The sequence below is a fragment of the Brucella gallinifaecis genome (assembly GCF_006476605.1).
Classification (GTDB): domain Bacteria; phylum Pseudomonadota; class Alphaproteobacteria; order Rhizobiales; family Rhizobiaceae; genus Brucella; species Brucella gallinifaecis.
Window position 1 is genome coordinate 58922 of the sequence record NZ_ML636803.1, and the last position, 13056, is coordinate 71977.

Genomic DNA, 13056 nt, shown 5'->3' on the forward strand with positions numbered 1-13056 from the left:
GTATTTTGAACTGGTAAGTTCGCTGTCGTATGATTGAATAATATGGCAGGGGATTTTGTAAGGATCGGACCACTTATAAGCCTGTATAGTGTTCTTTTAACTATTGGGCTTGTTTTTTTTGGGAATCGATTCTATGTAACGTCAACAGACACGCGGTGCGTGGGGCTGAGTTTTCAGCTATGCGTACCGTATAGGTGTGGGTTTCTGTCTTTGATTCGATTTTTGTTTCAAAAACAGTGATTCACCAAGCAGGCAGAGTGGCAGATGGCATCCAAGACGAATCCGATCACCTTTTTTCAGCAGGTTCGGGCCGAAACGGCTAAGGTAACCTGGCCGACCCGTCGTGAAACGATCATCTCCACAATCATGGTTGTGGTTATGGCCTTTCTGGCTGCTGCATTCTTTTTTCTTGCCGATCAGCTTATGGCCTATGGCGTAGAATTTATACTTGGCCTAGGTCGCTAAGCAGGATTGGAGAGTTTCGCGATGACAGCACGCTGGTATATTGTTCATGCCTATTCCAACTTCGAAAAGAAGGTGGCTGAGGATATCGAACTGAAAGCTGCTCAGAAGGGTCTTTCTGATCTTATCGAGCAGATTGTTGTGCCAACTGAAAAGGTTGTTGAAGTGCGTCGCGGCCGCAAGGTCGATGCAGAACGCAAGTTCTTTCCCGGCTATGTTCTTGTTCGGGCGACTTTGACGGATGCTGTGTTCTCGCTGATCAAGAATACGCCGCGTGTAACCGGGTTCCTTGGTGATTCAAAGCCGGTTCCTGTTTCGCAGAAAGAGGTCGATCAGATTCTGAACCAGGTTCAGGACGGAGCTGAACGTCCGAAGACTTCTGTGACCTTTGAAATCGGCGAGAATGTCCGTGTTTCCGATGGTCCGTTTGCCTCGTTTAATGGCATCGTTCAGGAAGTCGATGAAGAGCGTGCACGTCTCAAGGTTGAAGTTTCCATCTTCGGGCGTGCTACGCCTGTAGATCTTGAATATGGTCAGGTTGATAAGCTTTGATCATTTAACCCTTCGGGGTTCTCACCGTAATAGGTGAAAAAAAGGTGGAAGGGCAGGTGGCTTAGCCGGTCACTGATCTCGGACCACCGAACTGCCAGTCAGATTACTGACGTCAGTCGAGAGCCGGGTTTCCGGCATTAATCGAGAACGCCGGTTTCCGGTATTTTTATGAAGGCAGAATGCAATGGCTAAGAAAATTGCAGGCCAGCTGAAGCTCCAGGTAGCAGCAGGTGCGGCCAATCCATCGCCTCCGATTGGTCCAGCTCTGGGTCAGCGCGGCATCAATATCATGGAATTCTGTAAGGCATTTAATGCTGCCTCGCAGGAAATGGAAAAGGGTTCCCCTATTCCAGTCGTGATTACATATTATCAGGACAAGTCTTTCACTTTTGTGATGAAGACGCCCCCGGTGACTTATTTCCTCAAGAAGGCTGCGAACCTCAAGTCCGGTTCGAAGGCTCCAGGCAAGGAAAAGGCTGGCACGATTGCACGTGACAAGGTCCGTGAAATCGCTGAAGCGAAGATGAAAGATCTGAACGCAGCTGATATCGAAGCAGCTATGCGCATGGTCGAAGGTTCTGCCCGTTCGATGGGCCTGGAAGTGGTGGGCTAATAAGATGGCGAAAATTTCCAAGCGCATTGCTAAAATTCGTGAAGGCGTTGACGTCAACAAGCTTTATGATCTGTCCGCTGCAATCGGTCTGGTTAAAGAGCGTGCTGTCGCAAAATTTGACGAAACCATCGAGATTGCTATGAATCTCGGTGTTGACCCGCGTCATGCTGACCAGATGGTTCGTGGCGTTGTCAATCTTCCAAATGGTACTGGCCGTACTGTTCGCGTTGCGGTTTTTGCACGTGGCGACAAAGCTGAGGAAGCTAAAAAGGCCGGCGCTGATATCGTTGGTGCAGAAGAGTTGTTTGAAGCCGTCAATAGCGGCAAGATCGACTTTGACCGCTGCATTGCGACACCGGACATGATGCCACTTGTTGGCCGTCTTGGTAAGGTTCTCGGTCCACGCGGTCTGATGCCAAACCCTAAGGTCGGTACAGTTACTGTTGATGTGGCTGCTGCTGTTGCTGCTTCCAAGGGCGGTGCAGTTGAATTCCGCGTTGAGAAGGCTGGTATCATCCATGCCGGTATCGGCAAGGTGTCGTTCGACAATCAGAAGCTTGAAGAAAATATCAAAGCTTTTGCTGATGCGGTTATCAAGGCAAAGCCTTCGGCTGCCAAGGGTGAATACGTCAAGCGCGTATCGATTTCGTCGACCATGGGCGTAGGTGTCAAGGTCGATCCGGCAACCGTCAAGGATGTCGCCTGATTTTATGGCTCCGGTTCGCCGGAGCCTGTCTTCTCCTTCGGGAGAGGAAAAAGGTTGTGCACCTGTGCTGTTTTAACAGACGAAAGTACAAGAATTCCGGATCGCAAGATCCGGATAACCGGACGAAAGTCCGGTTATCCTGTCCGAGATTGCAGGCGGATTTCATCTTCGGGTGATAATCCTTAAACATATGGCCTGCATGAGACGTGGAATAACCCTGTTTCGCACGAATGTGCATGCAAGGTTTGAACCGTAGTTGCCTTTGAGTGATGCCTGATTTTCAGGATAGCTGAAGGGGACAGGATCCTCGAACGTCGGGCTGACTGTGAAGTTCGTCCGGCAAAGGCAACCCGGCAAGGCCATGTGGTCTTGTCTACTGGAGAGAGACAGTGGATAGAGCGGAAAAACGCGAATTTGTCTCGTGGCTGAACGGAGCTTTTAAAGAATCCGGTTCGGTCGTCGTGGCCCACTATACCGGTCTCACTGTTGCGCAGATGAGCGACCTTCGCTCAAAGATGCGTGACGCTGGTGGTACCGTTAAAGTCGCGAAAAACCGCCTTGCCAAGATCGCTCTTCAGGGCACGGAATCGGAAGGTATCTCTGATCTGTTTACAGGTCAGACGGTTGTTGCTTATGCAAATGACCCAATTACCGCTCCGAAAGTAGCCGTCGAATTCGCCAAGGCCAACGACAAGCTCGTTATCCTTGGTGGTGCAATGGGCGCAACAACACTGAACGCCGAAGGCGTGAAGTCGCTTGCTTCGCTCCCATCGCTCGACGAACTGCGCGCAAAGCTGGTTGGAATGATCCAGACCCCGGCACAGCGTCTCGCAGTACTTACCAGCGCACCAGCGGGCCAGATCGCTCGCGTTATTGGCGCGCACGCCCGGAAGAACGAGGCGGCGTAAGGCCGTTTTTCGCTGTCAATTGTTCAAACCTTAACTCAAGGAAATACCAAAATGGCTGATCTCGCAAAGATCGTTGAAGACCTGTCGGCTCTGACCGTTCTCGAAGCTGCTGAGCTTTCGAAGCTTCTGGAAGAAAAGTGGGGCGTTTCTGCAGCTGCTCCTGTAGCTGTTGCTGCTGCTGGTGGCGCTCCTGCCGCTGCTGCTGAAGAAAAGACTGAATTCGACGTTATCCTCGTCGAAGGTGGCGCAAACAAGATCAACGTGATCAAGGAAGTTCGCGGCATTACCGGTCTTGGCCTTAAGGAAGCCAAGGACCTCGTTGAAGGTGCACCTAAGGCTGTTAAGGAAGGCGCTCCTAAGGACGAAGCTGAAAAGCTCAAGGCACAGCTCGAAGCAGCTGGCGCTAAGGTCGAACTTAAGTAAGTTCATTAAACTGGCGGATGGAAACATCCGCCAGTTTAACGCTTATTTAACTCTGGGCTTGCATCTGGAGTAAATGCATGAAAAGAAACGAAAAGCGCGAATACAGGTTCTCTTTATGCAAATCATAGTCAGGGCGATTTTAGTTAGAACGTTCTGATCTTTTTAAACCCTTTTCCTGAAAGCCTTGAAGGGGCTTTCAGGAAACGGGTTTTAGCCCGTTAGAAGGACCGCCGAAAGGCGGCGCACGATAAAGGCCGCAAGGCGTGAGCAAGCCGTAAGGCTATAGAACGAGGAGCGACGATGGCTCAGACCCATTCTTTCAATGGTCGCAAGCGCGTACGCAAATTTTTCGGTAAGATTCCCGAGGTCGCGGAAATGCCTAACCTCATTGAGGTTCAAAAGGCATCTTATGACCAGTTCCTCATGGTTGAGGAACCCGTTGGCGGGCGTTCTGACGAGGGTTTGCAGGCCGTTTTCAAGTCTGTTTTCCCTATTCAGGATTTCTCCGGCTCTTCAATGCTTGAATTCGTTCGCTACGAATTTGATGCACCAAAATTCGATGTTGACGAGTGCCGTCAGCGCGATTTGACGTATTCTGCACCTCTCAAGGTAACCTTGCGTCTGATTGTGTTCGATATTGATGAAGATACCGGCGCGAAGTCCATCAAGGACATCAAGGAGCAGGATGTCTACATGGGCGATATGCCGCTCATGACAGATAATGGCACCTTCATCGTCAATGGTACCGAGCGTGTTATTGTATCGCAGATGCATCGCAGCCCGGGCGTGTTCTTTGATCACGATAAAGGCAAGACACATTCATCGGGCAAGCTTTTGTTTGCTGCACGCGTTATCCCTTATCGCGGTTCATGGCTTGACATCGAATTTGATGCCAAGGATGTGGTCTATGCGCGTATTGATCGTCGCCGCAAGCTTCCCGCTACGACGCTTCTTATGGCGCTTGGTATGGACGGCGAAGAAATTCTCTCGACGTTCTATAACACTGTCACCTATTCGCGTGATGGTGATAACTGGCGCATCCCTTATTCGGTTGAACGCTTCAAGGGCATGAAGATCATTTCTGATCTTGTTGATGCCGACACAGGTGAAGTTGTTCTTGAAGCCGGCAAGAAGCTGACCGCTCGCTCCGCGAAGCAGCTTGCTGAAAAGGGCCTGAAGTTCATCAAGGCAACCGAAGACGATCTTTTTGGTTCGTATCTTGCTGAAGATATTGTCAATTACGAAACGGGTGAGATTTATCTCGAAGCCGGTGATGAAATTGACGAGAAGGTTCTCAAGACACTGCTTGATACAGGTGTAGACGAGATTAATGTTCTCGATATTGATCATGTCAATATCGGTGCATATATCCGCAACACGCTGGCAGTTGACAAGAATGAAAGCCGTCAGGAAGCTCTTTTCGATATTTACCGTGTGATGCGTCCGGGTGAGCCTCCGACAATGGACTCGGCTGAAGCCATGTTCCATTCGCTGTTCTTTGATTCAGAACGCTATGACCTGTCTGCTGTCGGTCGCGTCAAGATGAACATGCGTCTTGATCTTGATGCAGAAGATACCGTACGCGTTCTGCGCAAGGAAGATATTCTGGCAGTCGTCAAGATGCTGGTTGAATTGCGCGATGGCCGCGGCGAAATCGATGATATCGACAATCTCGGTAATCGTCGTGTGCGTTCGGTTGGCGAGCTGATGGAAAATCAGTATCGCGTCGGTCTTCTGCGTATGGAACGTGCGATCAAGGAACGTATGTCCTCGATCGAAATCGATACGGTCATGCCGCAGGATCTGATCAATGCGAAGCCTGCTGCTGCGGCTGTTCGTGAATTCTTCGGCTCGTCGCAGCTGTCGCAGTTCATGGATCAGACCAATCCGCTTTCGGAAATCACCCACAAGCGCCGTCTTTCGGCTCTTGGACCTGGTGGTCTGACCCGTGAGCGTGCCGGCTTTGAAGTCCGCGACGTGCATCCAACGCATTATGGTCGTATCTGCCCGATTGAAACGCCGGAAGGCCCGAATATCGGTCTGATCAACTCGCTTGCAACCTTTGCCCGCGTCAACAAATATGGCTTCATTGAAAGCCCATACCGTAAGGTTGTCGATGGCAAGGTGACAAATGACGTTGTCTATCTGTCGGCTATGGAAGAAGCAAAGCACTCGGTTGCTCAGGCAAACGTAGAGCTGGACGAGCAGGGCGGTTTCGTTGACGAATTCGTCATTTGCCGTCACGCTGGCGAAGTTATGATGGCTCCGCGTGAAAACGTGGATCTGATGGACGTTTCGCCAAAGCAGCTTGTTTCAGTTGCTGCAGCGCTTATTCCGTTCCTTGAAAATGACGATGCGAACCGCGCTCTCATGGGCTCGAACATGCAGCGTCAGGCTGTTCCGCTTGTTCGTGCGGAAGCTCCGTTCGTCGGAACCGGTATGGAAGCTGTCGTTGCCCGTGACTCAGGTGCGGCCATTGCTGCCCGCCGTGCTGGTATTGTCGATCAGGTTGATGCAACACGTATCGTTATCCGCGCGACCGAAGACCTCGACCCGTCGAAGTCTGGCGTTGATATCTATCGTTTGCAGAAGTTCCAGCGTTCGAACCAGTCGACCTGTATCAACCAGCGTCCGCTTGTACGTGTTGGTGATCCAATCGGTAAGGGCGACATCATTGCCGATGGTCCGTCAACCGATCTTGGTGATCTGGCTCTTGGCCGTAACGTGCTCGTCGCGTTCATGCCTTGGAACGGCTACAACTACGAAGATTCGATCCTTCTTTCCGAGAAGATCGTGTCGGAAGACGTCTTCACCTCGATCCATATTGAGGAATTCGAAGTCGCTGCCCGTGATACAAAGCTTGGGCCTGAGGAAATCACCCGCGATATTCCGAATGTTTCGGAAGAAGCACTGAAAAACCTCGACGAAGCTGGTATCGTTTATATCGGTGCGGAAGTGCATCCTGGCGACATTCTCGTCGGCAAGATCACGCCGAAGGGTGAAAGCCCGATGACACCGGAAGAAAAGCTTCTGCGTGCTATCTTCGGTGAAAAGGCTTCTGACGTTCGTGATACCTCGATGCGTATGCCTCCGGGCACGTATGGTACCATTGTTGAAGTTCGTGTATTCAACCGCCACGGCGTTGAAAAAGACGAACGTGCAATGGCGATCGAACGCGAAGAGATCGAACGTCTTGCCAAGGACCGCGACGACGAACAGGCTATTCTCGACCGTAACGTTTATGGCCGTCTCACTGACATGCTCGACGGTAAGGTTGCTGCTGCTGGCCCTAAGGGCTTCAAGAAGGGCACAACAATTACCCGCGATGTTATGTCCGAGTATCCGCGTTCGCAGTGGTGGCAGTTTGCTGTCGAAGATGAAAAGCATCAGGGCGAACTCGAAGCTCTGCGTGGCCAGTACGATGAATCCAAGAAGCTGCTTGAAGCCCGCTTCATGGATAAGGTCGAAAAGGTACAGCGCGGCGACGAGATGCCTCCAGGCGTCATGAAGATGGTCAAGGTCTTTGTTGCTGTTAAGCGCAAGATTCAGCCAGGCGACAAGATGGCTGGCCGTCACGGCAACAAGGGTGTGGTTTCACGCATTCTGCCTGTCGAGGACATGCCATTCCTCGAAGACGGTACGCATGCTGACATCGTGTTGAACCCGCTTGGTGTTCCAAGCCGTATGAATGTGGGCCAGATTCTGGAAACACATCTTGGCTGGGCATGCGCAGGCATGGGTAAGAAGATCGGTGAGCTGATTGATGTCTATCGCAAGACGGCAGATATTCAGCCATTGCGCGATACGCTGGAGCACATCTATCCGGACAACGACCGCAATGAGCCTGTTCGCTCCTATGATGACGATTCTGTCCTCATGCTGGCTAATCAGGTGAAACGCGGTGTATCGATCGCAACGCCGGTCTTTGACGGTGCGGTTGAAGCTGACATCAATGCGATGTTGACAGATGCAGGTCTTGCGACCTCAGGTCAGTCGACATTGTACGATGGACGTACGGGTGAGCCGTTCGACCGTCAGGTGACTATGGGCTATATTTATATGCTCAAGCTTCACCACCTGGTCGACGACAAGATCCATGCCCGTTCAATCGGACCTTACTCGCTTGTCACCCAGCAGCCGCTTGGTGGTAAGGCGCAGTTCGGTGGTCAGCGCTTCGGTGAAATGGAAGTCTGGGCTCTGGAAGCATATGGTGCGGCTTACACGCTGCAGGAAATGCTTACAGTCAAGTCCGATGACGTTGCAGGCCGTACCAAGGTCTACGAAGCCATTGTTCGTGGCGACGATACGTTTGAAGCCGGTATTCCGGAAAGCTTCAACGTTCTCGTCAAGGAAATGCGTTCGCTCGGACTCAATGTCGAGCTGGATGACACACGCGACGAGCAGCCGGCACTTCCGGACGCGGCGGAATAAAAAGCATCAAGGCGCGCCATGGTTTTGCCGTGGCGCGCCCGTAAAGCATTTCCAGCAATAGCGCAGAGCGATTTGTGTAAACGAAATGCCAAACGGAATGTGCAGATAAACTGCGTAATACCGCGAATTCTTTTCAAGATGTCAGGGACTTTCAGCCTGTCATCGACGACACACAGGGCGGGGATCGCCCTCAAGGAGAACGGCATGAACCAAGAGGTCATGAATCTTTTCAATCCTCAGGCTCCGGCACAGACGTTCGATTCCATCAGAATCTCGATTGCCAGCCCTGAGAAGATTCTGTCCTGGTCATACGGCGAGATCAAAAAGCCGGAGACGATCAACTATCGTACGTTCAAGCCTGAACGCGATGGTCTCTTCTGCGCACGTATCTTTGGCCCGATCAAGGATTATGAATGCTTGTGCGGCAAGTACAAGCGTATGAAATATAAAGGCATTATCTGCGAAAAGTGCGGCGTTGAAGTTACACTTTCACGGGTTCGCCGTGAACGCATGGGCCATATCGAGCTTGCAGCACCTGTTGCTCATATCTGGTTCCTGAAGTCGCTGCCATCGCGTATTGGTACGCTTCTGGACATGACGCTCAAGGATATTGAGCGCGTTCTGTATTTTGAAAACTACATCGTTACCGAACCGGGCCTGACTTCCCTGAAAGAGCATCAGCTTCTTTCGGAAGAAGAATATATGATTGCCGTTGATGAATTCGGCGAAGATCAGTTCACAGCCCTTATCGGTGCGGAAGCTATTTTTGAACTTCTGGCTTCGATGGATCTTCCGAACATTGCCGCAGATTTGCGCGTTGATCTGGCAGAAACCACATCGGAACTGAAGACGAAAAAGCTGATGAAGCGTCTCAAGATCGTTGAGAACTTCATGGAATCCGGCAATCGTCCTGAGTGGATGATCATGAAGATCGTTCCGGTTATCCCGCCGGATCTGCGTCCTCTGGTTCCACTGGATGGCGGTCGTTTTGCGACGTCTGATCTTAACGACCTTTACCGTCGTGTGATCAATCGTAACAACCGTCTCAAGCGTCTTATTGAATTGCGCGCACCGGGCATCATTATCCGTAACGAAAAGCGTATGCTGCAGGAAGCTGTTGATGCGTTGTTCGATAATGGTCGTCGTGGCCGTACAATTACGGGTGCCAACAAGCGTCCATTGAAGTCGCTCTCTGACATGCTCAAGGGCAAGCAGGGCCGTTTCCGTCAGAACCTTCTTGGTAAGCGCGTCGACTATTCCGGTCGTTCGGTTATCGTGACCGGTCCTGAACTGAAACTGCACCAGTGCGGTCTGCCCAAGAAGATGGCGCTTGAACTGTTCAAGCCATTCATCTATGCTCGCCTTGATGCCAAGGGTTATTCCTCGACCGTCAAGCAGGCCAAGAAGCTGGTTGAAAAGGAACGTCCGGAAGTCTGGGATATTCTTGACGAAGTGATCCGTGAGCATCCGGTTCTTCTGAACCGTGCGCCGACGCTGCACCGTCTTGGTATTCAGGCGTTCGAACCCACGCTGATCGAAGGCAAGGCCATTCAGTTGCATCCGCTCGTCTGTACAGCGTTTAATGCTGACTTTGACGGCGACCAGATGGCTGTTCACGTTCCTTTGTCGCTTGAAGCGCAGCTTGAAGCCCGTGTGTTGATGATGTCGACCAACAACATCCTGCATCCGGCAAACGGCGCTCCGATTATTGTTCCTTCGCAGGATATGGTTCTGGGCCTCTATTATCTGTCGATCGTGGCAGACAAGGAGCCGGGCGAAGGCATGATGTTTGCCGATATGGGCGAACTGCAGCATGCGCTTGAGAACAAGGTTGTCACGCTGCACACAAAGATCAAGGGCCGTTTCAAGACTGTTGATGCGGAAGGCAATGTCGTTTCCAAAGTTTACGACACAACGCCTGGCCGTTTAATCACGGGTGAGTTGCTGCCAAAGCACCCGAATGTGTCGTTTGACATCTGTAATCAGGAGATGACGAAGAAGAACATCTCCAAGATGATCGATCACGTTTACCGTCATTGCGGTCAGAAAGAGACGGTTATATTCTGTGACCGCATCATGCAGCTCGGCTTTGCTCATGCATGTCGCGCCGGTATTTCGTTCGGTAAGGATGACATGGTCATTCCTGACTCGAAGGCGAAGATCGTTGCAGAAACCGAAGCTCTGACGACCGAGTATGAACAGCAGTATAATGACGGCCTGATCACTCAGGGCGAAAAATACAACAAGGTTGTTGATGCCTGGGGCAAGGCGACTGACAAGATCACCGAAGAAATGATGGCCCGTATCAAGGCTGTTGAGTTCGATCCGGTGACTGGACGTCAGAAGCAGATGAACTCGGTTTACATGATGTCGCATTCGGGTGCCCGCGGTTCGGTCAACCAGATGCGTCAGCTTGGTGGTATGCGTGGTCTCATGGCCAAGCCGTCGGGTGAAATCATTGAAACGCCGATTATTTCGAACTTCAAGGAAGGCCTGACCGTTAACGAATACTTCAACTCGACACACGGTGCCCGTAAGGGTCTTGCCGATACCGCGTTGAAGACCGCTAACTCGGGTTATCTGACACGTCGTCTGGTTGACGTTGCACAGGATGCGATTATTTCGGAAGTCGATTGCGGCGCCGAAATCGGTCTCACCATGCAGCCAATCGTTGATGCCGGTCAGATCGTTGCACCAATTGGTCAGCGCGTTCTTGGTCGTACGGCACTTGATCCGATCATCAATCCGGCAACCGGCGATGTTATCGTCGAAGCTGGCCGCATGATCGATGAAAAAGACGTCGAAATTATCGAAAAGGCCGGCATTCAGTCGATCCGCATTCGTTCGGCTCTGACATGTCAAACCCGCAATGGCGTTTGCGCCAAGTGCTATGGTCGTGACCTTGCACGTGGTACGCCTGTTAATCAGGGTGAAGCTGTCGGCGTTATTGCTGCACAGTCAATCGGTGAGCCGGGTACTCAGCTGACCATGCGTACGTTCCACCTTGGTGGTACTGCTCAGGTTGTTGACAGCTCGTATCTCGAAGCTTCGTATGAAGGCACTGTCAAGCTGCGTAACCGTAATGTGGTGCGTAACTCCGATGGCAACCTGGTTGTCATGGGTCGTAATATGGCGGTTCTGATCGTTGATGCGACAGGCAAGGAACGGGCAGTTCACCGCGTAACTTACGGTTCGCGCCTGTTCGTTGATGAAGGTGATACAGTCAAGCGCGGTCAGCGTATTGCTGAATGGGATCCATATACCCGTCCGATCCTCACGGAAGTTGAAGGCTATATCGAGTTCGAAGATCTCGTTGATGGTCTGTCGGTTTCTGAAACAGCTGACGAATCCACCGGTATCACCAAGCGCGTTGTCATTGATTGGCGTTCGACACCACGTGGTGCGGATCTCAAGCCTGCCATGGTCATCAAGGACAAGAACGGCAAGATCGCAAAACTGTCGAAGGGTGGCGAAGCTCGCTTCCTGCTGTCAGTTGAAACGATCCTTTCGTTTGAGCCGGGTGCTCATGTCAATGCGGGTGACGTTATTGCGCGTCTGCCGATGGAAAGTGCCAAGACCAAGGATATTACCGGTGGTCTGCCTCGTGTTGCGGAACTGTTTGAAGCTCGTCGTCCGAAGGACCATGCCGTTATCGCAGAGATTGATGGTACTGTCCGCTTTGGTCGCGATTACAAGAACAAGCGTCGCATCATCATCGAGCCAAACGACGATACGATCGAGCCTGTTGAGTATCTGATCCCCAAGGGCAAGCCGTTCCATCTTCAGGATGGTGACGTTATCGAAAAGGGTGAATATATCCTCGACGGTAATCCGGCACCGCATGACATTCTGGCGATCAAGGGTGTGGAAGCACTTGCTTCCTATCTCGTGAATGAAATCCAGGAAGTCTATCGTTTGCAGGGCGTTCTGATCAACGACAAGCACATTGAAGTGATTGTTCGTCAGATGCTGCAGAAGATCGAGATCACGGAATCCGGTGATACCGGCTATATTCCGGGCGATCATGTTGACCGCATCGAACTTGATGAAGTCAATGATCGTCTGATCGAAGAAGGCAAGAAGCCAGGTTCGGGTAATCCGGTTCTGCTTGGTATTACCAAGGCTTCGTTGCAGACTCCTTCGTTCATCTCGGCAGCGTCGTTCCAGGAAACCACACGCGTACTCACCGAAGCTGCGGTTGCAGGCAAGATGGATACGTTGCAGGGTCTCAAGGAAAACGTCATCGTTGGACGTCTTATCCCGGCTGGTACCGGCGGCATGACCAACCAGATCCGTCGCATAGCTACAGCCCGTGATGATCTGATCATCGACGAGCGACGCAAGTCGACGGGTTCTGCAGAAGCCAATGCTATGCTGACAGACATGACCAATAACGCAGCCGAATAAAGCGCGTAATCTTAAAACTAAAAAAGGCCACCTTTCGGGGTGGCCTTTTTGTTTGCAGCTTCGAGGGCAAAAAAGGGCAGTGTGAAGCCGCCCTTTGTTATCTTGCAATGGGTACAGTTTCCGCCCATTGACTTGCGACCTATTCTTCTTCTTCTTCTTCGTCGCCTTCAAATTCGATCAGTGCAACTTCACCAGTGAGAGCTGTGTGCCATGCACTTTTATGGGGTTCTTCTTCTGGTTCTTCGGTGATCGTTCCCATCTCAACCAGCTCGGCTTCATGGTATCCTTCTTCAGCAAGGATCGCGAGAACGGTCTGAACGAGATCTTCGTCGTCGCCTGATTTCAGCAGAAGATGAACTTCGATAGATTCTTCTTCACCTTCGTTCCAGACATCAGCAATGACCAGATGAACGATTGGCGAATCGTTGGATGTGGATGACATTAAAAATCCCTTAATATTGTGTTGTATTTCGACTCGGATGTGTTCCAATAACGATTGTTGGTGTCCGGCGCTATGCTGACACAAGAAAATGACAGTTTTGCCGCGAAATATT

General features: G+C 51.3%; 9 protein-coding genes. 8 read left to right on the forward strand and 1 reads right to left on the reverse strand.

The features are described 5' to 3' along the window. Positions 1 to 264 precede the first annotated feature (264 nt). The 8 genes from secE (at position 265) to rpoC (ending at position 12502) form a co-directional block, all read left to right on the forward strand. Positions 265 to 465: a preprotein translocase subunit SecE gene (gene secE, locus FHY56_RS06855; RefSeq protein WP_024898620.1), complete on the forward strand. Its 201-nt coding sequence runs from the start codon at positions 265 to 267 to the stop codon at positions 463 to 465. Between the two features lie 21 nt (positions 466 to 486). Beyond that, entirely contained in the window at positions 487 to 1014 is a 528-nt protein-coding gene (gene nusG, locus FHY56_RS06860) for a transcription termination/antitermination protein NusG (RefSeq protein WP_140904444.1), read from the forward strand. A 184-nt stretch (positions 1015 to 1198) separates the two neighbouring features. Then, on the forward strand, positions 1199 to 1627 hold the full coding sequence (gene rplK, locus FHY56_RS06865) for a 50S ribosomal protein L11 (protein ID WP_140904445.1): 429 nt from the start codon (positions 1199 to 1201) through the stop codon (positions 1625 to 1627). A 4-nt stretch (positions 1628 to 1631) separates the two neighbouring features. Beyond that, positions 1632 to 2333 (forward strand): 50S ribosomal protein L1, encoded by a 702-nt coding sequence (rplA, locus tag FHY56_RS06870; RefSeq protein ID WP_140904446.1) that lies wholly within the window; start codon positions 1632 to 1634, stop codon positions 2331 to 2333. A 389-nt stretch (positions 2334 to 2722) separates the two neighbouring features. Then, on the forward strand, positions 2723 to 3241 hold the full coding sequence (rplJ, locus tag FHY56_RS06875; protein ID WP_140904447.1) for a 50S ribosomal protein L10: 519 nt from the start codon (positions 2723 to 2725) through the stop codon (positions 3239 to 3241). Positions 3242 to 3292: 51 nt separating this feature from the next. Continuing rightward, on the forward strand, positions 3293 to 3664 hold the full coding sequence (rplL, locus tag FHY56_RS06880; RefSeq protein WP_140904448.1) for a 50S ribosomal protein L7/L12: 372 nt from the start codon (positions 3293 to 3295) through the stop codon (positions 3662 to 3664). A gap of 300 nt (positions 3665 to 3964) precedes the next feature. Beyond that, a complete protein-coding gene (gene rpoB / locus FHY56_RS06885) occupies positions 3965 to 8095 on the forward strand; it encodes a DNA-directed RNA polymerase subunit beta (RefSeq protein WP_140904449.1) in 4131 nt (1376 codons plus the stop codon). A 204-nt stretch (positions 8096 to 8299) separates the two neighbouring features. Next, positions 8300 to 12502, forward strand: a complete 4203-nt coding sequence (gene rpoC / locus FHY56_RS06890) for a DNA-directed RNA polymerase subunit beta' (protein ID WP_140904450.1) — start codon at positions 8300 to 8302, stop codon at positions 12500 to 12502. Positions 12503 to 12641: 139 nt separating this feature from the next. Here the strand turns inward: rpoC and FHY56_RS06895 are convergent, their stop codons facing one another. After that, entirely contained in the window at positions 12642 to 12992 is a 351-nt protein-coding gene (locus FHY56_RS06895; protein WP_140904451.1) for a hypothetical protein, read from the reverse strand. Positions 12993 to 13056 lie beyond the last annotated feature (64 nt).